A 23478-nucleotide genomic window follows, 5' to 3' on the forward strand; every position below is an offset into this window, starting at 1 on the left:
TCCCGACGACGACGAAGGAACTGTGACGGACCTGCCCACCGCGCCCCGACGCTTCGCCGCCCTCGACGTCTTGCGTGGCGTCGCCATTCTCGGGACGCTGGCCACCAACATCTGGATCTTCACGAATGTCGACGGTCTGGTCGGCTATCTCAACGGCACCCACGAGGCGACCGGGGCGTGGTCCGTGGTCCAGGACGTCCTGCAACAGCTCGCACAGGGCAAGTTCCTCGGCCTGCTCACGATCATGTTCGGCATCGGACTCGCCATCCAACAGCGTTCCGCGGAACGTCGTGGCGAATCATGGCCCGGTGGCTATCCGTGGCGCGCGGCACTGCTCTTCGTCGACGGCACGGTCAACTACTTCCTCTTCACCGAGTTCGACGTCCTGATGGGTTACGCGGTCACCGGCCTGATCGTGGCGTTCATCCTGTCGACGACCATCCGACGACAACACGTCGCGCTGATCACTGCCGCAGTCATCCATGTGCTGCTGCTGACGCTGATCGTCGCCGCGCTCGCGACCGCCCCACCGACCGACCGAGCACAACCGCTGTCACCCAATCCGTACGCCGACGGCTCGTTCCTCGATCTCGTCGTGTTCCGTGCCGCGCACATCGCGCTGTTCCGTGCCGAGGTCGTCCTGATCCTGCCGATGTCGGTGGCGCTGTTCCTCGTCGGCGCCGCCCTCCTGCGGGCAGGCGTCCTCGAGCCGACGACACGCGTACCGTCGGCCGGCCGGCTGCGGAGGCGGCTGATGATCGTCGGACTCGGCGTCGCGTTCCCGCTCGACCTCGTCGTCGGCATCACCGGCGGCGACGCCGGCCTGATCGTCGGCCGCTACCTGCTCGCGCCGATCGTCGCACTCGGGATCCTCGCGGCGATCGCGGCTTTCTACGCGGACGGCCGGACACCCGGGATCCTCGGCCGCGCCCTCTCGCCGATCGGCCGGACGGCGTTGAGCTGCTACGTCTTCCAGAACGCACTGGCCGGCGCCATCTGCTACGGGTGGGGACTCGGCCTGGCCGCACGCCTCGACCCGACCACGGTCGTGCCCGCGACGATCGGGCTGTTCCTCGGCATCACCGTAGTGCTGATGGTGCTCGCGCGGCTGTGGCTCCGGCGATTCGATCGCGGTCCCCTGGAACGGCTCTGGCACAGCAGCTATGCGCGACTACACCGGCCTGAGCGGATGCGGACCACCGAACCGGCGAACCACACCCCGACGAATGCCTCCTCGTGAGACCATGAGGTCGCAGTCGCCCAGACGATCTGCGGGGACGTCCCAGATCTCGGCAATGATCTGGTAGCACTCACCAAGATCACGGGTCTGCTCGGACACAAACCGGTCGGAGGGCGCTGCTACCCGCACACCACCGCGACACTCAGTGATCCACAACGGCCTTCAGGAATGACCGGGTCCGCTCCTCACGCGGGGCGGTGAAGATCTGTTTCGGATCGCCCTCCTCGACGATGCGCCCCTGGTCGAAGACGAGCACCCGGTCGGCGACGTCGCGTGCGAAGCCCATCTCATGGGTGACGATGAGCATGGTGATGTCGGTGGTCTCGGCGATGCGCCGCAGCACGCCGAGCACGTCGGCCACCAGTTCCGGGTCCAGCGCCGAGGTGACCTCGTCGAGAAGGAGGATGTCGGGGTCCATCGCCAACGCCCGGGCGATGGCCACGCGCTGCTGCTGGCCGCCGGACAGTTTGGTGGGGTGCGCGTCCTCTTTGTCCTGGAGGCCGACGGTGGCGAGCAGTTCCCGGGCACGTTCGGCCGCCTCGGCCTTGCTCTTGCCCAGCACGTGGATCGGCGCCTCGGTGATGTTCTCCAGCACGGTCATGTTGGGGAACAGATTGAACTGCTGGAACACCATGCCGATCTTGGAGCGGACAGCACGCAGGTGCTTCTGTGAAGGCTTCACCAACTTGTCGCCCTTGAACTGATGGGTCAGTGGATCACCCTCGACCCAGATCACTCCGCCGTTTGCGTTCTCGAGGGTCATCAGCAGGCGCAGGATCGTGGTCTTGCCGGAGCCACTGGGACCGATCAGGGCCACCCGTTCCCCGCGCTCGACCCGGAAGTCGAGGTGGTCGAGCACCACGTGGTCGCCGAAGCGTTTAACGACCTTGTCGAACACGATCATCGCGTCCGACGACGGTTCGGTGGGGAGTTGCTCAGTAGGCAAGGGACTTCTCCAGCTTTCGGATCAGGATGGATGTGGGATAGCTGGCGATCAGGAAGATGACACCGGCGATGGTGATCGGTTCGAGGTACTGGAAGGTGCGGGCACCGTACTGCTGCGCCGCAGTGACCATTTCGACCACGGTGATCGCAAACAGGAACGGCGTGTCCTTGAACATGGAGATCGCGTAATTGCCCAGGGCGGGCGTCGTGTTGCGGATGGCCTGCGGCAACACGACCGCACGCCAGGTCCGCGCGGTGGGCAACGACAGCGCGTGCGCCGCCTCCCACTGTCCCTTCGGCACCGAGTCGATGCCGGCGCGATACACCTCGGCCATGTACGTCGAATAGTGGATGCCGAGCACCACGATGCCGATCTGCAGCGCACTGAACTGCGGCAGCAGGTAATAGGCGAACAGCAACTGCACCACCAGCGGGGTGAGCCTGATGAACTCGCAGATCGCCCGGATCGGGACGCTGATCGCAGCGGGCCCGGTTCGACGGAGTACCGCGATAGCCAACCCCAGTACCGCCGCGATCACAAAGCCCAGCACCGTGGCGAGCAAGGTGATCTTGAAGCCTTCCAACAAGATCGGCAGGCAGTCCCAGGCGCGCTGCCAACTCCAGTCGACGTTCATCGGCCCACCCCCACGTTCTCGTCGACCCGTTCAGGTCGCAGGCTGAGCACCTCGCGCAGCGTCGGGCCCACGCCCAGGCGCGACTTGGCACGCATCTCGAGGAGATTCATGAACAGCGTCAGCACGTAGGCGATGCAGAAGTACAGGATCAGACCGATACCGAAGGAGAACAGCGTGTCACCGGTGCCGCGGCGCAGCTGTTCGATCTGATACGTCAGATCCTGCAGCAGAATGAAACTCGCGAGGGCACTGCCCTTGAGTAATTGGATCAGCAGGTTGTTCATCGGCGGGATCATCTGCACCCACGCCTGCGGGAAGATGACCCGATGCAACCGCTGCCAGGCCGAGAAGTTCAGCGCCACAGCGGCTTCACGCTGCGGAGCGGGAATCGCGGCCAGCGACCCGCGCACCACTTCCGCGCCGTACGCGCCGTAGTTCAGACCGAGCGCGAGGATGCCACAGAACATCGGGTCGAGTTCGTAACCGAACAACGGCAGCACGTAGAACAGCCAAAACAGCTGCACCAAAAGCGATGTGCCGCGGAAGAACTCCACGATCACCCGAGCGGTCCCGCGGATCGCGATCTGACGCGCCCCCGCCGCCACCCCCAGAACGAGCGCCAGCACAAACGCCAGCGCAGCCCCACCGAGGGTCAGGTAAACAGTGGTGAGTATGCCTTCCCAGATGCGCGGCCACGCATCCAGGAAGGCGTCGAAGTTGTCACCCACGAGTCGTTACTCGTCGCCCCTCAGATGTTGCCGGCACACAGATCCTCGGTGGTCAGCTCTGGATCGGGCAGCTCCTCTTCGGTGAACCCGAACTCACCGACGATGGACAGGTACTTCTCCGGATCGGAGGTGATCTTCTCGAGTTCGGAGTTGTAGGCGTCGAGCAGGTCCTGATCATCGGTGCGGAAGACCGTGCCGCCCGCGCCGACCTGCGGGACTCCGTCGATGACGGCGACGAAGGACGGCGTCACATCGACCGGGGCGTCCGGGTTGTTGTTCTTCATCCAGTTCAGCGAGATGCCGGTGAGTGCGAAGACGTCGGCGCGTCCCGAGGTGACCGCGTCCATCCCGTCCTGCGGGGTGGCCACCTGCATGCTGTCGATGCCGAGGCTCGACGCATAGTCGGACTCGATCGCGCCGGTCATGGTGGCCAGGCGGGCGCCGCTCTCGGCCACCGACTGCATGTCGGTGAGGTTCATCGGATTGCCGGTGGGCACCATCAGAGCGGTCGTGTAGTTGAATTCGGGATCGCTGAACGAGGCCTGCTCGCAACGCTCGGGCAGGATCGACATACCGGCGCTGACCACGTCGAACCGGTTGGCCTGTAGACCCGGGATGAGCGCACCGAAGTCGGCGTTGACGCCTTCGACGGTCTCGATGCCGAGGTTGCCGAAGATCTCGCGGTGCAGGGCGACGGTCGCGCCGGTCAGCTGCCCGTTCTCCTCGAACGAATACGGCGCCTCACCGGCGAAGCCGACCGTGACGACCCCTTCGTCCTGCAACTGTTCCAACAGGCTGGAATCGCCGCCGGAATCGGTCGATGAACACGCCGCGAGACTCGCGCCCACCAGGACTGCAGCCGCCATGGTCCGGACGGATCGACGATGCAGGGTCTTCTTCATTGCAGACAATGCCATGAACTCAGCCTTCCGGTAACAGCCGGGACGCACCCGCCGTACAGGCCAGAGCCCGCGCTCCGGTCACCGAACCGACGCCCAACTTCTCCGATTTGATCGCTTCGTACGCCTAGTGAACCTAACACGGATCTCAGGTGGCGCTCAGGCGGCCCTCATCCCGCCCATCCTGACGATGGCGCCAAAAGGGCTTCCCACCTCCGGGTTTCGCGAGCCCATCCCCGTCCGACCGTTTTCTTCTGACAGCACACACGGTATCGGGTTGTCATTGGGTGAAACCATTTGTGCAGAAAACGAATCCGGGTGGTATTCGTCGACACCATCCGATCCGACGCCGACGTCTCTCGCGTTGTGTTCGCGCACCTTCGACCTAGGCAGCACGAGCGCACCGAGGAGCTCACACGGTCGTCACGGCTGGTGCGTGCAACGGGTTTGCGGCCGGAGCATCGTGGCTAAGCTCGGGCAGGAGGTGTGCGAGCGATGCGAATCCTGTGCGTTGCGGGTCTGGTCCTGGCGGCCATCGGGTGCGGCGCGGCGTCGGCGGTGTGGTGGGGCTGGCTCATTCCCACGGTGATCGTGGGGGCGCTCGCCGCGCTCGGCGTCTACGATCTGGTCCAGCGCCGCCACTCGGTGTTGCGCAACTACCCCGTCGTCGGCCATCTGCGATTCCTGCTCGAATCGGTGCGGCCCGAGTTGCAGCAGTACTTCATCGAGCGCAACGTCGATGGTCGGCCGTTCGATCGGGATGTCCGCTCGTTGATCTACGAGCGCGCCAAGGGCACCGCGGCCGAGCTGTCCTACGGCACCGAACGCGACATCGACAGGGCCGGTTACGAATACCTGGTGCATTCCACCGCGCCGGTCGAGCCGCCGCCCCATCCATTCCGGGTGTCGGTCGGCGGCCCGGACTGCGCCGCACCGTACGCCATGTCGCTGCTCAACATCTCGTCGATGAGCTTTGGCGCACTATCAGGTAACGCTTTGCGCGCCTTGAACAACGGCGCACGCAGAGGCGAGTTCGCCCATGACACCGGCGAGGGTGGCCTCACGCCGTATCACCTCGGTGGTGCCGACGTCATCTGGGAGATCGGCTCCGGCTACTTCGGCACCCGCACCGACGAGGGACACTTCGATCCCGACCAGTTCGCGGACAAGGCGGCCACCGAACAGATCAAAGCCATCTCGATCAAGCTCAGCCAAGGCGCCAAACCCGGCATCGGTGGCGTGCTGCCGGCGGCGAAGGTCAGCGCAGAGATCGCCCGCTACCGCGGCGTGCCCGAGGGACAGAAATGTGTCAGCCCGGCCGGTCACTCGGAGTTCTCCACACCTCGTGAACTCGTCGGCTTCATCGCCCGCCTGCGCGAGCTCAGCGGCGGAAAGCCGATCGGCTTCAAGCTGTGCGTGGGATCGCGAGTCGACGTGCTGGCCATCTGCAAGGCGATGCGCGCGGAGTCGATCGCGCCGGATTTCATCGTGGTCGACGGCGCCGAAGGTGGTACCGCCGCGGCACCGCTGGAGTACGAGGACCACGTCGGGTTGCCGCTGACCGACGGACTGATGACGGTACACAATGCGCTGGTCGGGACCGGGCTGCGCGACATCATCCGGATCGGTGCCAGCGGCAAGGTCGCGACCGGCAACGACATCGTCAAAAGACTCATCCAGGGAGCCGACTACACCAATGCCGCACGACCGATGATGATGGCCGTGGGTTGCATCCAATCTCAGCGGTGCCACACCAACCACTGCCCGGTGGGCGTGGCCACCCAGGATCGGCGTCGCGCCCGCGCGCTCGACGTCGACGACAAGAGTGACCGCGCGTTTCGATATCACCAGGCGACCGTCGACGAAGCGATGCGGTTGATGGCTTCTCTCGGGGTGCGCGACCCCGCCGAGCTCGGCCCGCATCTGCTCCGCAAACGCGTCTCGGCCACCGAGCAACGTTCCTACGCCGAGATCTACGAGTGGTTGACACCCGGTCAGTTACTCGACGACCCACCCGAGTCGTGGATCGACGACTGGACGCGCGCCGATCCGGATTCGTTTGCCCCGAGCGCCGGCAACTGAGCCCGACGATTTGTCAGAATCGGTGTCGTGCAGATCGGAATGACCTTGCCGGTGATGGAACCGGGGCTCGACGCCGATGTCCTGCGGACGTGGGCGACCGAGATCGACCGAGGGTCCTTTTCATCGTTGTGCTTCGGAGAGCGCATCGCCTTCGACAACCCGGACACCCTGACCCTGCTCGGTGCGCTGGCCGCCTGGACCGAGCGCGTACGGCTCGTGACGACGGTGGTGGTGCCGCAGCTCCATGACCCGGTGATGTTGGCCAAGGCCTTGGCCACCGGCGACATGCTGTGCGGCGGACGGCTGACCGTCGGCCTCGGGATCGGCGGACGGCATGAGGATTATCACGCGGTCGGCGCCGACACCGGCACGCAGACGATCCGCGGATTGACCGACCGTGTGACCACGATGCGCCGGGTGTGGGCGGGCGAGAAGATCACCGACTCGATGCTCCCCGTCGGTCCCACGCCGCCGCAGTCCGGCGGACCCGAGCTGCACGTCGGCACCACCGGACCCAAGACCATTCGCAGCGCCGCCGGATGGGCCGATGGGGTGGCCGGGGTGACCCTGGATCTGAACCTGGATCGACAGGCCGAACTGTTCGACGTCGCGCGTCGCGCGTGGGCCGACGCCGGGCGGCGCCGTCCACATCTGGCGACCTCGTTCTGGTTCGCACTCGGCACCGGTGACGGTCCGCGAGAGCAGATCCACCGACACCTCCGCCACTACATGAACTGGATTCCGACCGAGTTCGTCGACGCCATGGCCCCCACCACGGGGTGGGCCGGCACTGAGGACGAGCTGGTCGAGACACTACGGAGGTTCGCTGCCATCGGCACCGACGAGGTCCAGCTGATCCCGACGAGTTCTGATCCGGATCAGCTCCGACGTGCCGCCGAGGTGGCCGCCGCGTTTGGCTGATCCGATCCGATCGGCCGCCGACACCCACATGGGGAGCTGACATCCACGTGAGTAGCAACCCCCGTGGTTGTCAGTTCTCTATGTGGATGCGCGACGACCCGGTCGCCGAGTCCGGGTCTACGACGCCTTCGGCAAGCGAGGCGTCCAACGCGAGCAGTTGCTCGGGTGAGACCGCGCGCAACACTCCGAGGGTGGCCGACACCGCGATCTCGCAGGCGACGTCGATGTCGGCGCGATCAACGATCAACGCACGATATGCGACATCGAGACTGATCCCGATCAGCAGCGACGCCAGGGTATCGGCGCTCGCCGCGATCTCGGCGCCGCGTTCGGCGTAGTTCTGACGCAAACGAGCGGCGACCCGCGGTTCGAGCGTCGTGTAGAGCCGACGGCCGGGATCCTCGGCCTCCTGCCGGTGCCCGAGGAGGAGCCGCAACCCCTCCGGATTGCTCCGCGCGAAGTCGAAGGTCGCCTCCACCGAGTGTCGCGCCCGGGCGCCGTACGACCAGTCTTCGCTTTCGTCGTAGGCAGCCGCCATCCAGTCGGTGAAGTTGCCCAACTCCCGTTCGATCAGCCGGTCGACCAGTGCATCACGCGACCCGAAGTGTGCGTACAACGTCACCCGGGTGGTGCCGCCGCGTTCGGCGATCATGTCCATCGTCGACCGTTCGACCCCGTGTTCGGAGATGACCGCCCGGGCGGCGTCCAACAGTTGGTCATCGGTGGGTCGATTGCGGGTGCTGCGCGGTCGCGAACGACGACGCGATGCGCCCGTCCGCCCGGGCTTGTTCACTGTGGGCTCCTGATATCACCTCGTGGTCCGGGTGGCCAGACCGATGTGGACTCCATTGCCCCCGACACCCTCAGCCGGGGGTGTCCGTGCCACCCAACCGACCGAAATAGGCGGCCTCGACCTTATCCCGACTGGCCCGCAGGTCATCGGCCGAGCCCCCCAACGCAACCCGCCCGTGGTGCATCACGATGGCCGAGTCGGCGATGCCCAGCGCCAGGTCGATGTGCTGTTCGACCAACACCACTGCCATGCTCTGCTCGTCGGCGATGCTGCGCAGCCGCGGCAACAGATCCTGGACGGCCACCGGCGACAGACCGAGGCTCAGCTCATCGATGAGCAACACGGACGGCCGCGTCAACAATGCCTTCGCCAGGGCCAGCATCTGCTGCTCACCGCCGGACAGGTTGCCGCACCGTCGGCCGCGCAACGTCTTCAGCTTGGGAAAGTACTCAAAGACCACATCCACCTGCGGCCCACCCTTGCGTCGCGCCAACCGCAGATTGTCGGTGACGGACAGACGGTGGAACAAGCCGCGGTTGTCGGGCACCAGCGTCACCCCGCGGCGCGCATTGCGCTCGACACGATGATCGATCGGTTCACCCAATGCGGTGATCTGACCCGACATCAGAGGGAGCGCGCCCACCGCTGACAGCAATGTCGTGGTCTTTCCCGCGCCGTTGGGCCCCAGCAACGCAAGGATCTCACCAGGCCGAACCTCGAAGGTCAGCTCACGCACCGCGGGTACGCCGTAGTGACCGACGGTGACTCGATCCAGGGACAGAACTGGAGCGGCTGCGGCGGAGTCCGTGACCGCGCCGTCGGCGACTGTCGGCGTTGTCATCGTGTCTCCTCCGTAGTGGTCGATTCTGTCGTAGTCTCGTCCGTAGTGGTCGATTCCACCGGGGTCATTACGGTGCCGGCCGATGTGTCGGGTGCCGGATCGTCGGCGCCCGAATCCGACTCGGCCTGTACCTCAGCACTACCGAGGTAGGCCGCAACCACGGCCGGGTCGTTCGTGATCTCCGCCGGCGGCCCGGCCGCTATCACGCGCCCGAAATCGAGGACGTACAGCCGGTCGCAGACATCGAGAACCAGCGACATGTCGTGGTCGATGAGCAGGATGCCCACACCCGTCGCGGCGATCCGGCGCAACTCGCCGCCGAACTCACGACTCTCGTGCGTGTCGAGTCCGGCGGCCGGCTCGTCGAGCAGGACCAACCCGGTATCGCCGACGAGCGCGCGGGCTACACCGACCAGCTTCTGCTGCCCCAGCGTCAGTTCGTCCGGTCGGCGATCGGCGACGTCGGTCAGGCCGACGACGTCGAGCGCCTTCTCCACGACACCGGCCGGCGGTCGGGAACCGTTCACCACGTCGAGGACCATGGCGCGTAGTCCAACCCGCTGCACCGCGACAGCCAGATTCTGGGCGACGGTCAAGTCGGCGAACAGCTCTCCGGCCTGCCAGGTACGCGCCATACCCGCGCGGCGCCGACGGTGCGGCCCGGCACGGTCGATGCGCCGCCCGGACAGGGTCACCTCACCGCTGGAGCGCGCGAAGCCGGTGACCGCATCGACGAAGGTCGTCTTGCCGGCACCGTTGGGGCCGATCAGTCCGACGATCTCCCCCGCTCCGACGGTGAGGTCGATGTCGGCATTGGCGGTGACACCGCCGTAGTGCACCGAGAGCCCGCGGGTGCGCAGCAACGGCTCGGCGTCGGGGGCGGCTACGGTTGTCGCGCTGTCAGGCATGAAGGCCCGCCTTTGAGGTCGTAGGGGTGACGAGCGGTGCGGCCGCACCATCGCCGCTGTCGTCGGCCGGGGTGTCCGCGTGCGTATGTCGCCGGCGCAACTTGTCGCCGAGCTCGGTGAACGCGCCGGCCATGCCGACCGGATTGAGGATCGCCGCCAGCAACAGGCCTGCCGCAGCGATGATCTCGTAGTACTCACCGAGGGCCAACGTCTGGTTGAGGAAGACGTAGCCCACACCAAGCGGTCCGACGATGCCGGCGATGAATGCACCGGACACCGACGTGATGCCGCCGACATAGGTCATGGCGAGCAGGATCAGACCGACCATCACGGTGAACGATCCCGCCGACAGCTGGCCTCGGCTGTAGCCAATCAGGCAGCCGCCGACGCCGGCGAGGAAGGCCGAGAGCGCGAAGCCGAGCAACTTGGTCGATGCCACGTTGATCCCGACCGCGGCCGCGGCTCGCTCGTTGGATCGCACCGCCAGGAAGGCACGCCCGGTGGACCCGGCCATCAGACGCATCACCGCCAGCGTGGCGATGGTGACCACCACGAGAACCATCAGCGAGAACCGCAGGGTCACCAGGTTGGTGCCGTCACGCACACCGAGATCGATTCCGAACAGCGTCGGATCCGTGATCAGATTGCCCTCGTAGGCGGTGATTCCCGGATTGTTGAACACGAAACCCTGGATCGCGATCGCCGCGGCCAGGGTGACCACGGCGAGTTGGGCGCCACGGATACGCAATGCGGGTACGCCGACCAGGATGCCCAAGCCGGTGGCGATCAGCGCGGCGAACAGGATGCTGAACGGGAAGGGCACATTCCAGTTCACCGTCAGCTTCGACAACGCGAACCCGGCGGCGCCGGCAAAAGCCATGGACGCCAGCGAGATCTGACCCAGATAGCCGGTGAGCAACACCAGCGACAACGCGATCAGCGACAAGATCACCGAGGTGACGACACCGAAGCGCCACGTCCCCTCCGTGAAGAAGATGGCGGCCGTCACCGCGGCCAGCACGGTGATCGTCGGAATGGGACGGATGTGTGGGATGCGGACCGCAGGCATCTTCACCTCGCCCAGTGAACCGCGGGAGGGAATCCGTCCACCCATCAGGAACAGCGCGATGACGATGAGGACGAACGGTACGGCATCACCCAAGCCCGCCTGCGCCCATTCGGGCCACCAGTCCTTGGTGGTCAACCACGTGATGACCGCCTGGAAAGCTCCGAGGAAAAGTCCACCTGCGCAGGCGATTCCGAAGGATGTGAGTCGACCGAGTAGTGCGACGGCGAGAGCCGGGATCACGTAGAAGGTGTAGCTGGTGACGCTGAGTCCGATCGTGAAGGCAGCCAGGACCGCGATCAGACCCGTTGCGGCGCCGGTGATCACCCAGACGACAGCGGCGAGACGATCAGGTGAGTATCCGACGAGCCGCGCGGCGAGTTCGTCCTCGGCGCCGGCGCGGGTCGCCACACCGAGCCGGGTGAGCTTGAAGTATGCCCAGAACAGTGCGGCGATCACGATCGCGATGCCGGCCAGGATCAGGTCGGAGACGTTGACGACTGCGCCGGCGAACTCGATCGTGTCGTCGGGCAGAATCCGCAGGGCCAGCAGACCTTCGGTGTCGAAGCGGAGATGTACGAGCGCCTGGATGAAGAGCATCAGACCGACCGACGCCACCACCTGCGCCAGCACCGGCGCATGCCGCAGCGGCCGAAAGACGAGATAGTGCGCAACGATGGCCCAGAGAACGGCCGAGAGCACGCCGATGATGATCGCCGGGCCCATCGAGACCGGGTCGTCGGCGCTACCGATCGGGATGTGACCGATGGGGAGAACCAGCTCTCCGTCGCTACGCAGTGCGGCGACCGTGTAGACCGCCCACAGCCCGAGCGTGCCCTGCGCGAAGTTGATGACACCGGTCGCGGCGTACACGCCGACCAGCGACGATGCGAGAACGGCGTACACCGCACCGGTCGAGAGACCGAGAAAGACGAACTGCAGGAATTGCCCCATTACCGAACCAATCGATCGGTGCGCCGGCGAAGCGCGCGAACACGGAAAGAGACGGGTCGGGTGGATGCCGGGGCATCCACCCGACCCGGTGTGAGAGGACTCAGATGGCGCCCGGGATCATCTTGAGGACCTCCGGGTTCGGCGTGATGTAGCCACCGCCGACCGGTTCGGTCTTGTTGTCACCGGTGACCTCGAACAGCAGCATCTCGGTGGTGCAGTTCGGGGTCGTCTCCTTGCCGCAGGTGAGAGTCGGACCGGCGAAGCTCTGGAAGTCGATGAGCCCCTTCAGCCCGGCCAGCACGCTCGGCCCGGTGAAGTCGGTGACGCCGGCTGTGTTCAGTCCGTTCACGAAGTCGACGAGCGTTGCGAACATCCCGTAGGCGTAGAAGCCGCCGCTGCCTCCGGCCTCGTCGACGTACTGCTCGGAGATCTGCACGTTCTCCTTGACCTCTTCAGGCGCCGAGTCGAGCGCCGGCGGCTGCCAGATCGGCGAGTACGTTTGCGCGCCCACGGCCTGGGCACCCATGGTGTCGATGAACTCGGTGCACGCAGCCATGAACATAGTGCCCTGGTAGCCGACCGACCGCAGCGACTGCGACAGCTTGGTGCAGTTGTTCTCGTTCGCCGACGTCATCAGGCCGGCAGCCGCGGGGTCACCGTCGGCGAGAGTGGTGGCCAGCGCGGTGTAGTTGGGTCCGGCCGGCGGGTAGTACACCCCCTTGACGTCGATCTGCAGTTGCTGCCCAAGCGGCACCATGAGGGTGTCGAACACCTGATGCGCCTGCGGCAGATCGGCATTCGCGAGGGTCAGGGACTCCTTCTCGGCCGCCTTCAGGGACTGCATGAATCCGACGAGGAACGCGGCCGCGGGCGGGCCGAAATACACCCGGTTGGCCGCCTCGGCGCCGGTCGCCGTGTTGAACGGGATCTGGCCGACCATCGGGATGCCGGCCGAGGTGAGAATCGGCATCGCTGCCTGGGATTCGGAGTTGTATCCGTCGATCGCGGCGACGACACCTGCTTGGACGAACTGGTTCGCGCACGAGATCGTGGACTCCGGCGCGGTCTGGTCGATCCCGCAGTCGATGACCTCGATGGGCCGACCGTTGATCCCACCGATCTGGTTGTTGATGTACTCGACGGCGGCGTCCTTGCCGGTGGTCACACCCGGTTGGGTGCCGGGCCCCTGCGAGGGATTGAACAGGCCGACCCGGATCGGGTCACCGGCGGCCGCGGTTCCGCTCCCCTCGGCCACCCCGGTGCTGCCGGAACCGCTGTCATCGTCGCTGCTGCACGAGACAACGGAGAATACACACGCCGCTGCCACGGCGGCCGCGAAGACGCGGCCAGTTCTCCTACGCATACTCACATGCCTTTCCCGCCGGTTCCGGGCACGACTGTTCGACCCGGTAGGGCTTCGAGTTCCAGATTTGAGCACCGGACCACCGGCGGCGGTTCGGTGGCCCGATCCGCCTGATGTGATCTGGGCCACTCGGAAAGTAGCGTCTGCCTTACACCGGTGTCAAGCTGTTTCACGAAGTGAAATTCACTGTGCGCGAGTGTGACCCCGCAGGTAGTGATGGGACAAGTGACCCAGAAAGTGCGGATCTGTGCGATCGCGACAATGCTTATCGTCACATTTCGGACACTGCCCAGAGGAGGTCCCGAAGCGGTGCGGCCGGTCAGTCCGTCAGGCGCTGCTGTGCGGCGTAGCGCGCCATCGCCTCGCGCTCGCGGGCGTGCCCGGGGTAGCCGAACAGAACGATCAGGGCACCGAGCACCACCACCGCAATCGCCGCCCCGTAGGCACGAGTATCGCCGTCCACGAAGGCATTTCGCGCGGCGGCGATGATCTGGTCGGCATATTGCGGGTAGCGTGACGCCAATACCTCGGCGCTGGAGAAGGATTTGGTGAGCGCGGCCTCGCTCTGCGCGGTGATCTCGTCGGCTTGCGGCGACGCGGCAATCGAGGCCGACAGCGACTTCGCGTAGCCCGCGGTGAGGATGGCCCCGAGCAGCGACTGCATGATGGCGCCACCGAGGTCACGCTGGAGGTCGGACATACTCGATGCCATGCCGGCGCGCTGCACGGGCACCGACCCGGTCAACGAGTGCGATGCGGGCGTGCCGGCGAAGCCCACACCGACACCGATCAAGAAGTAGGCGGCAATGACGACCCACACCGACGCACCCTCGTCCCAGGTGAGGTAGGCGACCACCAACCCGGCGACGATGAACGCGTAGCCGAGCAGGAGGGTGAACCGGGAGCCCAGGGCCTCGACGAGCTTGGCCGACTGTGGGGCCACCACCACCATCGCCAGAGCCGCGGGCAGGATCATCGCGCCCGCCTCCAGCGTGGAGTAGCCCAACACGTTCTGCAGGAACTGCTGCCCGATGAACATCGCACCCATCAAGGTGCCGAAAATGATGATGCCGCCGACGGCCGCCACCCAGAAGGTTCGGCGACGCGCGATCCGCAGGTCGAACAGCGGTACCCGGACTCGGAGTTGGCGCACCACGAAGCCCAGCGCAGCGACGAGTGCGATGGCGGTGAGGATCACTACCGCGGTGCCCTTGTCACCCAACGGGGCGAAGTTGAGCGCGAGCACCGTCGCGCCCACGAGCACGATCGACAGGACACCGCCGAGGTTGTCGACGGTGGCGGCGGTGTCTCCGCTGTCGGAGGGAACGAGGAACCAGGCGCCGATCAGGGCGATCACGGCCAACGGAAGGGTGACGAGGAATACCGCGTTCCACTTGAACACTTCGAGCAGTCCCCCCGACAGCACCGGGCCGGACGCCGAGATGGCCGCGCCCAGAGCCGACCAGGCCGCGATCGCCTTGGTGCGCCGAGCGCCCGACCACAGGGCGGTGATCACCGCCAGAGTGGTGGGAAACGCCAGGCCCGCTGAGATACCGCCCACCACCCGGGCCCCGAACAACACCTCGAACGACGGCGCGAATCCGGCCACCAGCGAGGCCGGGATCGACAGCGACATACCGAACACGAGCATGCGTTTGCGGCCGTACCTGTCGCCGAGGGCACCGAAGTAGAGCACCGAGGCGGCCAGCCCGAGTGAATAGCCGACCGCGATGAGGTTCAGTTGCGTGGAGCTGGCGTCGAGTGCCTCGCCGATGTCGGGCAAAGCGACGTTGGCGACCGCGAGATTGATGTTGGCGACCCCCGCCACGAGGATCAGCGCGGTCAGGACTCGGCCCGCGCGCGCGGGCGCGACACCGTCGTCGTCGGGCTTCGATACGGGCGCCGTCACGCGTCAAGAGTACGACGATCCGAGCGCCGAGGATGCGCACGCCAGGGAATTCGAACTGCCGGAGTCACGTTCGGGCGACATTCCGCCGCCTGATGGGGCCTGTCGGCGATTGCGGCCTAAGATCACCGACGAAAGACACACCAGGCCCGGTGGTGTCGTCGAGAAGAAAGGCGCCACAACGGTGCTCACACTCATCCCCGACTCCCAACGCCGCACCCTCGATGAGCTGGCCGAACGGCTCGATTTTTCGGTCGGCGAACGACTCTCGAAGCAGTCCGCATTCTGGATCATGCTCACGCTCTCGGGGATCATCGCGGTTGCCGGCGTGGTCGCCGACAGCACCGCCACCGTCATCGGCGCGATGATCGTCGCACCGCTGTCCACCCCGATCCTGGGCGTCGGGCTCGGGATCGTGACCGCGCGTGGACGACTGATCTTGTCGAGTGTCGGCTACATCGTCATCGGGGTGGTGCTGGTGACCGCATTGGGCGCGGTCATGGCGCAGCTGTTGCCCAACCCGACCAACGTGCTGGCCAATTCGCAGGTCCTCGGGCGCACCTCCCCCACCCTGGTGGACCTCTTGGCGGCCATCGCGACCGGCCTGGTCGGCGCCATCGCAATCACCCGGCGCGACGTCGGCGACGTCCTGCCCGGCGTCGCCATCGCCATCTCGTTGGTGCCGCCGCTCGGGGTGGTCGGGGTCTGTCTCGGTTCGGGAGCGCCGTCGTTGGCGCTGGGCGCGTTCGTGCTGTTCGCGTCGAATGTGATCGCCATGATCATCACTGCCACGATCATCCTGACCATCGGACGATACGGTCGCGAGGCCGCCGAACTCGCCGTGCAGGCCGGCGCGGGTCCGCAGCGGCCGCGTGTACGTGCGTATGTGGTGCTGACCGTCGCGCTCATCGTGGTCGCGATCCCAATGGTGGCCAACTCCTTGTCGTCGCTCTGGTCCCGCCAGATTGCCACCGCGACCGACCAGTGGTTGTCCGACGCCGGATATGACACCGCGGAAGTGACCGATGTGTCGTGGAGCGGAAATGCGGTGACGATCAGCGTGCTGGCGCCACAGCAGCTTCCACCGGTGGACGACCTGCAGCACACCGTCGACGACCTGGTGCCGTGGGATCCGCAGGTCGTCGTGGTGCACACCGTCGGGGGACGGACGCAGGCCGACTGATGTTTACCTGTCGGCCACTTTGCCGACGACTCGGCGTCTGCTCTGCGATGGTAGAGATGCGAGCTACACGTGGTGCGTGTGAACCCGTGTGTCCACGACAACCACAGAACAGAGGTGATCTCCGTGGGGAGCCCCCGTGAGGCCAGTCAAGCAGTGGCGGCCGCGAATTCGAACGCGCGCGAGACGTTGCCCTTCGACGACACGCGTGATGTCGACGATGCGGCCCGCGGACTCATCGCGAAGCTCGACCCTGCCGTGATCTCGCGGGCCGACGGTGCGACGGCCTGGGATTGCGACGAATTCGGCTTCCTCACCGAGGACTGCCCGCCCACGGCCAATCCCAGTCTGTGGCGTCAGTCGGGTCTGGTGGCACAGCAAGGGCTCTTCGAGGTTGTAGAGCGGATCTATCAGCTGCGTGGTCTCGACCTGTCGAATATGACGGTGATCGAGGGCGATGAGGGCGTGATCATCATCGATCCGTTGATCTCGGCCGAGACCGCCGCAGCGGGATTGCGACTGTACCGGAAGCATCGGGGCGCACGTCCGGTGAAGGCGGTCATCTACACCCATTCGCACATCGACCATTTCGGCGGCGTGAAGGGTGTGATCAGCCAGGAGGCCGTCGACGCCGGGGAGTGCGCGATCATCGCGCCGGTCGGCATGGTCGAGCACGCGGTCGCAGAAAACGTCTATGCCGGAACGGCAATGGGACGCCGCGCCGCGTACATGTACGGAGCCGCATTGCCGCGTGGGCCGCAGGGCGCCGTGGGTGCCGGCCTCGGACAATCGACGTCCACCGGAACGGCAACCCTGATCCTGCCGACGCTCAACATCACCACCACCGGGCAGACCGAGACCGTCGACGGTGTGACCATCGAGTTCCAGATGACACCGGGCACCGAGGCGCCCGCGGAGATGAATTTCTACTTCCCGCAGATGCGGGCACTGTGCATGGCGGAGAACGCCACCCACACCCTGCACAACCTCCTGACGCTGCGCGGCGCCCTCGTACGCGATCCGCACGTCTGGTCGAAGTACCTGACCGAGGCCATCACCATGTTCGCCGCCCGATCCGATGTGCTGTTCGCCTCCCATCATTGGCCGACCTGGGGCACCGAGCAACTCACCGAATTCCTGTCGCTGCAACGAGACCTGTACGGCTATCTGCACGATCAGACACTGCGACAGTTGAACCAGGGCAGAACCGGATTGGAGATCGCCGAGGACATCGTGCTACCGCCCGCGCTCGAGAACGCCTGGCACACCCACGGGTATTACGGTTCGGTGAGTCACAACGTGAAGGCCATCTATCAGCGCTACATGGGCTGGTTCGACGGCAACCCAGCGCACCTCTGGGAGCATCCGCCCGAGGAGTCGGCTCGCCGTCATGTGGAGTTCATGGGCGGAGTGGACAAGGTCATCACCAAGGCGCGCGCCACCTTCGACGACGGCGACTTCCGTTGGACGGCAACCGTGTTGAATTATGTCATCTTCGCTGACCCGACCAACGACGAAGCGAAACAGCTGCAGGCCGACACCTTCGAGCAGCTCGGCTACGGCGCGGAGAACGGCACCTGGCGCAATTTCTATCTCATGGGTGCCCACGAATTGCGCAACAGCCCCGTCGGCACGCCCACCACCACCGCGTCGGCGGACATCGCGGGCGCGATGTCGGTGGACCAGTTGTTCGATGCGGTGAGTCTCCGCGTTGACGGCCCGGCGTGTTGGGACGCCCACATCGTCGTCGACTGGGTGCTGACGGGCCTCGATCGTCGCCATCGCACCGAACTGCGCAACGGTCTGCTCGTGCACTTCGACGTCCCCCTCGATTCCGCCGACGCCACGGATGTGACATTCACGTTGAGCAAGTCGACGCTGATGGGGATCCTGCTCGGTGGAGTCGACCTCGACGACGCGGTCAAGGTCCGGTCGGCCACCGTGGAGGGTGACATCGACAGGTTCCGGGAACTGGTCGGCTACCTCGATGCGCCGGACCCGGATTTCACCATCGTCACCCCGTGATCGGGATTCGAGATCGATCGTGTTCACCTGATTCCTGACACCGAGGACCGGCCGAGGAACAAGCGCAGCCCTGACCCGAGGAGCGATCGAACTCGCGAGGCCGCGCCCCCTGAGAAGCGACCGGCCTACGAGGACGCGTCACGCCCGCCCTCTGAGGAGCGACCGAGCTCGCGAGGCCGCGCCCCCTGATCTCTGAGGAGCGACCGAGCTTGCAAGGCCACGTCACGAAGGGTCAACCCACACAACCACACTCACGCACCAAAAGTTGTCACACCCCACCGCTATCCTGAAGCAACACATCAACGACCAGATCCATCCACACCCACCCGCAACGCCCCGAAGTTGTCAGACCCACCCGATAGTCTGACAGCAGTTCGATTCCCCACCAACCCATCCAGACCTCAGAGACCGTCTTCGCCGGAAAGGAGCGTTTCGTGTTCACCTTCACCGACCGTGCCGCCGACGACGCCCTGCTGGCCAGCAGCAGTCTCGACGAATTGGCGCAGTACGGTCGCGACCTGTTACGGCTGAGTAACCAAGCCCAGGCCATCGCGATGCAGATCGCCCGCCAGATCGGGCAATCCACCTACAACGAGCGCCTGGCCGGATACAACGATTTCGTTCCGAACCGAATCCGCAACGCCGCCGACAAAGCCGCGAAAGGCGAAATCTCGCTGCAGTTGGGTATTTCCCGACGTCAAGCCGGTGAATGGGTCGGTCTCGATGAACTACTCGACGAGCACCCCAAGATCCGTGATGCCTTCCGCGCCGGCGACCTGAGGCCCCACCGGCTGGGTGTGGCCATCCGCGGCGCCGCCACCGGCCCCACCGGCGACCTGCGGGAGCGACTGGCAGACCTCGTCGACAACGCCCACACCGACGAACCCGCCAGCAAGGATGTCGAGGAGGAACTCACCCTCGACCTCGACGACCCCGCAGCCGACCTCGACGCCGGCACCGATGGTGAGCGCACCGACGGCGACGGCTCCGACGGCGACGGCACTGATGATGGCGGCTCCGATGATGCTGCGTCCGAGACCGACCCTGCCGCCACCGACCCTGCCGCCACCGACGATCCCGCCGCCGTCGATGCCGACGAGGATGAGCCGTGGGATTTCGACGATGTGGTGCTCGATCTGGCCAGCCGCCCCACCACCGACACCGCCCTGCGAGATGATCTCGACGCCATCATCATCAGCCTCGACCCCGACCGAGCCGCCGAGGCCCACGATGACATCACCGATCTGTTCGGCGATGTGACGATCGGTAACGAAGCCTTCGGGCACATGACCGTCGATGCCTGCATCCCCGCCGAACACGGCGTACACCTGCGTGACCGCATCAGCGCCTTGATCAGCCGACGGGTGTGCCGCCGCGATGGACGCAGCATCAAAGCCCAACGCGTGGCCGCGTTCGCCGAAATCATCAAAGCCCCCGGCGCCAAGCTGCGTTGCCATTGCGGCGACGACACCTGCCCCGCCCGCCAGACTCGCACCAACAACCCAACACCGGCGACAGCACCCACCCCGAGTGCCGGTGACAGCAGTGTCCGCGACTCGTCGGTCGACACCACCACGGCGGATGACACCAACACAGCCGACCAGACCGCCGACGAACCCGCCATGGGTGGGCCGGACGCGGCAGAAGAACAGCCGATCACCCTCGCCGACATCGACGAAGACACTGCCGTCGACAGCGACAGCGATAGCGACTCGAACATCGACAACAACGGCGAGAGTAGCCAATCCGGCACCGGAACCAATGCCGTTGACACCGCTCAGGATGTCGCGCCCTCCCCGAAACCGCGACGAGAGTTCATCACCGCACCACCTGCCGAGCACGACGCCGACGTCGCCGACGCGGAACCGGCCGACGACTCCGTCGAAACCGACAGCGACTCCGACTCCGACTCCGACACCGACTCCGACCTCATCGTCCCCGGCCTGACCCTGCTCCACGACCCCACAGGCCTCGACCCCACCCGCCTGATGGGCTACGGCGCCATCGATCCGGCCCACGCCGCACGAATCGCACCACACGCCACCACCATCACCGCCCGACCGAGTGAAATCCGTACCGCCAGCGGACTGATCATCTTCGGCAACCGCACACCAGCCCCACCCATCGACCCCACCGGGCACGGTGGGTTCGCCACCCCACCACCGGGGGCACTGACCTATAGACCGTCGGCTGCGCTACGCGCGGAGATCATTCAACTCGACCGGCGCTGCCGTTACCCGTACTGCGGGCGACCGTCCGAGGAATGCGAACTCGACCACCTGCTCAAGTTCTGCCATGCCGACCCGGTGGCCGGTGGCTGGACGGTGGGGTTCAACCTCGCACCGCTGTGCCGACCCGACCACGACCGTAAACATGACGGGCCGTGGATACCGACCATGCACACCGACCGCACCATCTCCTGGCGCAACGCCCGCACCGGACAGACCATCGTCACCTACCCCAGGTGATCGGCGGCGCGAAACTATCCGCGTCGTCTTCCCTGCGTCCGCCTGAGCAGTGACAACCACCGTCCTTACGGTCCTGAACCCGAGAACCCGCAGGGCCACAAATGTCAGCCGAGTCCCGAGATCCCCTTGCCGATCAGCACTGCACCCATCACCAGGATCAGCACGCCCATGACCGTCGCATTGTTGGCCTCCAGCCACACCTTGAGCCGGTCCATCGGGTCGCGCAGGTGATCAGCGGCGAACTGGTACGCGACGACGGGAACCACCACCGTCGTCGCGGCCAGCACCGTGAAGATCGCCACGAGCGCCGCATCGGCTCCCCACGCCAGTGACGCGGAGCCAATCGTGACACCCGCCGATGCACACAGCACCAGGTTCTTCGGGTTGACCGCCGCCAGCGCCACTCCGAGACCGGTGGCCGCCGGAGCGCGCATCTTGTCGATCGCAGACATCCACCGCGGCTGCGCGCTCTCGGCGTCGCGGCTGCGCCAGGTCCGAAACCCGTACAGCAGCAGGATGACCCCGAGGACGAGTTTCACCCATCCGCTCGACGATGATCTTTCATCGAGCGCCCCACCGACGACCAGGAAGATCGTCGTGGCCGCCACGATCCCGACCAGCCAACCCAGCACGAAGCCGACACTGGTGGTGCGCGCGTGCTGTCCGAGCATCATCGCGATGACACCGATGATCGGGATGGGAGAGATCGCCACGCCGACCGCGAGCGGCACCAACTCGCCGATCACAGATCCCATCCGATGCTCTCCGTCCGGTGTCAGACGCAGATGTTCACTGTCGCCGGCCCGATCGGAATGGTGACACAGATACTCGCCGAACCGAAGGGACTGGCAGCCTGGTGTGGCTCGACGGTGGCGGCGCTCGCTGCCGGAGCACACAGCAGACCAAGGCCCAACACCGCCGCGGTGACCCCCAAGGCCGTGCTCATCCTGCGCTTCATGAATACCCCCTGAGGTGGCGTCACCGGCGATCCGTCTGGCCGCGGTGTAGCGAATCTTACCTGCACGAGCCCTCACGCTCATCCGGCCGAACAGCCGATCCTGTGTTTTCGTTTCCGGGTGAGCACCACCCACCTCGGCCAGATCTTCCATATCGCCGGACGTCCCCGGGCATCCGCCGCCGACGACGCGCTGGTCTGGCTGCCCGACGGCGCACTCGTCATCGACGATGACGGAACCATCACCTATTGCGGGCCGCGCGACAACCGACCGGTCGACGCCACCGAGACGATCCGTGACCACGGCGACGCCTACCTCATCCCCGGTTTCGTCGACACCCACATCCACTTTCCGCAGACCTATTCGGTCGACGCCTACGGTGGCGGACAACTGCTGGAGTGGCTCGACTCGTGCATCTTCCCGGCCGAGGCCCGGCTGGCCGAACCGGACTTCGCCACCCGGATCGCTCGCGACTTCTGCGCCCGTCGGGTTGCCGCCGGGACCACTGCCGCGACGGTGTTCGGCTCCGCCTTTCCGCACGCTCAGGACGCCCTGTTCGCCGAGACCCGACGTGCGGGGCTGCGACTGGTCAGCGGGCGGGGTATCCAAACGGTGGGCGGCCCGTCGGCCGAGCCGCTGCTCACCTCCGAACGTGACGCCATCGAGCTCACCGCAGCCGAGATCGAGCGGTGGCACGCGGCGGACACCGGCGCTCCCGACACCGCCCTGCTGCACTCAGCCATCGTGCCCCGGTTCGCCCTGTCGGTGACCACCGAGACCCTGGCCAACCTGGGCGAGCTCTACGCCGACGTCCGCGACCGCGGGGTCTACGTGCACACCCACCTCAACGAGAACAACCGGCCCGGTGACGGCGAGATCGACAGCGTCAAGAAACTCTTCGGGGTCGAGTCCTACCTCGACACCTACGACGGCCGGTTCCTTCCGGGCAGCCGCGTCGGCGGTGCGGGCCTGCTGGGTCGGCGCACGATCATGGCACACGCGGTGCACTGCACCGACACCGAGCTCGCCCGCATGGCGGAAACCGGGACGTCGATCGCGCATTGCCCGGTGTCCCAACTGTTCCTGGGATCCGGAACCATGCCGTGGCAGCGTACGCTCGCCGCCGGGATCACGGTCGCGGCCGGCAGCGACGTTGGCGCCGGCGACGAATGGTTGATCTCCCGGGTGCTGTCCGACGCCTTCAAGGTGCATCTGAGCGAGCCCGGCGATGCCGGTGTGGCGATCCACCCGGCCGAGATGTTGTTCACCGGCACCCTCGCCGGTGCCCGCGCGCTCGATATGGAGGACCGCTTCGGGAACTTCGACGACGGCAAGGAAGCCGACTTCCTCGTTATCGAACCCGATCGTTGGCCACCACTGGAAGCGATTCTGACACAAGGCATTCGAGCCGACGACGATCGCACCGCACGCGATCAGACACTGTTCGCACTGCTGATGGGTCTGCGAGAGCCTGCTATCGCCGAGGTGTACGTGCGCGGTCGACGTGTGCAGGTGTCGGCCACAGCGTGAGGCACCCTTCGTGACGGTCCTCCGCGAGCGCTCCGGAC

Annotated in this window: 19 protein-coding genes; 8 read left to right on the top strand and 11 right to left on the bottom strand. The window is 66.0% G+C overall.

What is annotated here, in order from left to right; translation table 11 throughout:
* The first annotated feature begins 22 nt into the window (after positions 1 to 22).
* Positions 23 to 1240 (top strand): DUF418 domain-containing protein, encoded by a 1218-nt coding sequence (locus OSB52_RS17190; protein ID WP_266062849.1) that lies wholly within the window; start codon positions 23 to 25, stop codon positions 1238 to 1240.
* A gap of 142 nt (positions 1241 to 1382) precedes the next feature.
* Here OSB52_RS17190 and ehuA read toward each other — a convergent pair whose 3' ends face one another.
* The 4 genes from ehuA to OSB52_RS17210 are packed head-to-tail and all read right to left on the bottom strand — an operon-like array spanning position 1383 to position 4414.
* On the bottom strand, positions 1383 to 2144 hold the full coding sequence (gene ehuA / locus OSB52_RS17195; RefSeq protein ID WP_266062860.1) for an ectoine/hydroxyectoine ABC transporter ATP-binding protein EhuA: 762 nt from the start codon (positions 2142 to 2144) through the stop codon (positions 1383 to 1385).
* A 31-nt stretch (positions 2145 to 2175) separates the two neighbouring features.
* A complete protein-coding gene (gene ehuD, locus OSB52_RS17200) occupies positions 2176 to 2820 on the bottom strand; it encodes an ectoine/hydroxyectoine ABC transporter permease subunit EhuD (protein WP_266062850.1) in 645 nt (214 codons plus the stop codon).
* The gene (gene ehuC / locus OSB52_RS17205) at positions 2817 to 3548 is read right to left on the bottom strand and encodes an ectoine/hydroxyectoine ABC transporter permease subunit EhuC (RefSeq protein ID WP_235721870.1); all 732 of its coding nucleotides are present in this window, start codon (positions 3546 to 3548) and stop codon (positions 2817 to 2819) included. Before ehuC ends, ehuD begins: the two co-directional genes overlap by 4 nt.
* A 20-nt stretch (positions 3549 to 3568) precedes the next feature.
* Positions 3569 to 4414 carry an ectoine/hydroxyectoine ABC transporter substrate-binding protein EhuB gene (locus tag OSB52_RS17210; RefSeq protein WP_235722014.1) on the bottom strand — a complete coding sequence of 282 codons (846 nt, stop codon included), beginning with the start codon at positions 4412 to 4414 and terminating at the stop codon, positions 3569 to 3571.
* A 528-nt stretch (positions 4415 to 4942) separates the two neighbouring features.
* Here OSB52_RS17210 and OSB52_RS17215 point away from each other — a divergent pair.
* Positions 4943 to 6529: an FMN-binding glutamate synthase family protein gene (locus OSB52_RS17215; protein WP_266062851.1), complete on the top strand. Its 1587-nt coding sequence runs from the start codon at positions 4943 to 4945 to the stop codon at positions 6527 to 6529.
* Between the two features lie 39 nt (positions 6530 to 6568).
* Positions 6569 to 7450 (top strand): LLM class flavin-dependent oxidoreductase, encoded by an 882-nt coding sequence (locus OSB52_RS17220; RefSeq protein ID WP_235722012.1) that lies wholly within the window; start codon positions 6569 to 6571, stop codon positions 7448 to 7450.
* Between the two features lie 70 nt (positions 7451 to 7520).
* Here the strand turns inward: OSB52_RS17220 and OSB52_RS17225 are convergent, their stop codons facing one another.
* From OSB52_RS17225 to OSB52_RS17250, 6 genes are all read right to left on the bottom strand, one after another.
* Positions 7521 to 8243: a TetR/AcrR family transcriptional regulator gene (locus OSB52_RS17225; protein ID WP_235721869.1), complete on the bottom strand. Its 723-nt coding sequence runs from the start codon at positions 8241 to 8243 to the stop codon at positions 7521 to 7523.
* Positions 8244 to 8313: 70 nt separating this feature from the next.
* Positions 8314 to 9084: an ABC transporter ATP-binding protein gene (locus OSB52_RS17230; protein WP_235721868.1), complete on the bottom strand. Its 771-nt coding sequence runs from the start codon at positions 9082 to 9084 to the stop codon at positions 8314 to 8316.
* Positions 9081 to 9992 carry an ABC transporter ATP-binding protein gene (locus OSB52_RS17235; protein ID WP_266062852.1) on the bottom strand — a complete coding sequence of 304 codons (912 nt, stop codon included), beginning with the start codon at positions 9990 to 9992 and terminating at the stop codon, positions 9081 to 9083. The genes OSB52_RS17230 and OSB52_RS17235 overlap by 4 nt, the downstream gene beginning before the upstream one ends.
* Positions 9985 to 12012, bottom strand: coding sequence for an ABC transporter permease (locus OSB52_RS17240; protein WP_235721866.1), 2028 nt, complete (start codon positions 12010 to 12012; stop codon positions 9985 to 9987). The genes OSB52_RS17235 and OSB52_RS17240 overlap by 8 nt, the downstream gene beginning before the upstream one ends.
* A gap of 100 nt (positions 12013 to 12112) precedes the next feature.
* The gene (locus tag OSB52_RS17245; protein ID WP_266062853.1) at positions 12113 to 13375 is read right to left on the bottom strand and encodes an ABC transporter substrate-binding protein; all 1263 of its coding nucleotides are present in this window, start codon (positions 13373 to 13375) and stop codon (positions 12113 to 12115) included.
* A 319-nt stretch (positions 13376 to 13694) separates the two neighbouring features.
* On the bottom strand, positions 13695 to 15284 hold the full coding sequence (locus tag OSB52_RS17250) for an MFS transporter (protein WP_235721864.1): 1590 nt from the start codon (positions 15282 to 15284) through the stop codon (positions 13695 to 13697).
* Between the two features lie 181 nt (positions 15285 to 15465).
* On the opposite strand from OSB52_RS17250, the gene OSB52_RS17255 reads away from it, so the two are divergent.
* The 3 genes from OSB52_RS17255 to OSB52_RS17265 all read left to right on the top strand — a co-directional run bounded on the left by OSB52_RS17255 (position 15466) and on the right by OSB52_RS17265 (position 20954).
* Complete coding sequence (locus OSB52_RS17255; protein ID WP_266062854.1) at positions 15466 to 16464, top strand: DUF389 domain-containing protein; 999 nt, start codon at positions 15466 to 15468, stop codon at positions 16462 to 16464.
* 123 nt (positions 16465 to 16587) lie between these two features.
* Entirely contained in the window at positions 16588 to 18486 is a 1899-nt protein-coding gene (locus tag OSB52_RS17260; RefSeq protein WP_266062855.1) for an alkyl/aryl-sulfatase, read from the top strand.
* Positions 18487 to 18920: 434 nt separating this feature from the next.
* Positions 18921 to 20954 carry an HNH endonuclease signature motif containing protein gene (locus OSB52_RS17265; RefSeq protein WP_266062856.1) on the top strand — a complete coding sequence of 678 codons (2034 nt, stop codon included), beginning with the start codon at positions 18921 to 18923 and terminating at the stop codon, positions 20952 to 20954.
* A 104-nt stretch (positions 20955 to 21058) separates the two neighbouring features.
* Here the strand turns inward: OSB52_RS17265 and OSB52_RS17270 are convergent, their stop codons facing one another.
* Entirely contained in the window at positions 21059 to 21709 is a 651-nt protein-coding gene (locus OSB52_RS17270) for a GAP family protein (RefSeq protein ID WP_266062857.1), read from the bottom strand.
* Positions 21710 to 21739: 30 nt separating this feature from the next.
* On the opposite strand from OSB52_RS17270, the gene OSB52_RS17275 reads away from it, so the two are divergent.
* Positions 21740 to 21925: a hypothetical protein gene (locus OSB52_RS17275; RefSeq protein WP_235721859.1), complete on the top strand. Its 186-nt coding sequence runs from the start codon at positions 21740 to 21742 to the stop codon at positions 21923 to 21925.
* Positions 21926 to 22030: 105 nt separating this feature from the next.
* A complete protein-coding gene (locus OSB52_RS17280) occupies positions 22031 to 23440 on the top strand; it encodes an amidohydrolase family protein (RefSeq protein ID WP_266062858.1) in 1410 nt (469 codons plus the stop codon).
* Positions 23441 to 23478 lie beyond the last annotated feature (38 nt).

Source organism: Gordonia aquimaris, assembly GCF_026262595.1.
Taxonomy (GTDB): Bacteria; Actinomycetota; Actinomycetes; order Mycobacteriales; family Mycobacteriaceae; genus Gordonia; species Gordonia tangerina.

Bases quoted from the DNA above. Each gene is read 5' to 3' on its own strand.
- ehuA (WP_266062860.1), bottom strand. From the start codon at position 2,144: ATGATCGTGTTCGACAAGGTCGTTAAACGCTTCGGCGACCACGTGGTG.
- ehuD (WP_266062850.1), bottom strand. From the start codon at position 2,820: ATGAACGTCGACTGGAGTTGGCAGCGCGCCTGGGACTGCCTGCCGATC.
- OSB52_RS17210 (WP_235722014.1), bottom strand. From the start codon at position 4,414: ATGGCGGCTGCAGTCCTGGTGGGCGCGAGTCTCGCGGCGTGTTCATCG.
- OSB52_RS17215 (WP_266062851.1), top strand. From the start codon at position 4,943: ATGCGAATCCTGTGCGTTGCGGGTCTGGTCCTGGCGGCCATCGGGTGC.
- OSB52_RS17220 (WP_235722012.1), top strand. From the start codon at position 6,569: ATGACCTTGCCGGTGATGGAACCGGGGCTCGACGCCGATGTCCTGCGG.
- OSB52_RS17230 (WP_235721868.1), bottom strand. From the start codon at position 9,084: ATGACAACGCCGACAGTCGCCGACGGCGCGGTCACGGACTCCGCCGCA.
- OSB52_RS17235 (WP_266062852.1), bottom strand. From the start codon at position 9,992: ATGCCTGACAGCGCGACAACCGTAGCCGCCCCCGACGCCGAGCCGTTG.
- OSB52_RS17240 (WP_235721866.1), bottom strand. From the start codon at position 12,012: ATGGGGCAATTCCTGCAGTTCGTCTTTCTCGGTCTCTCGACCGGTGCG.
- OSB52_RS17245 (WP_266062853.1), bottom strand. From the start codon at position 13,375: ATGCGTAGGAGAACTGGCCGCGTCTTCGCGGCCGCCGTGGCAGCGGCG.
- OSB52_RS17270 (WP_266062857.1), bottom strand. From the start codon at position 21,709: ATGGGATCTGTGATCGGCGAGTTGGTGCCGCTCGCGGTCGGCGTGGCG.
- OSB52_RS17275 (WP_235721859.1), top strand. From the start codon at position 21,740: ATGTTCACTGTCGCCGGCCCGATCGGAATGGTGACACAGATACTCGCC.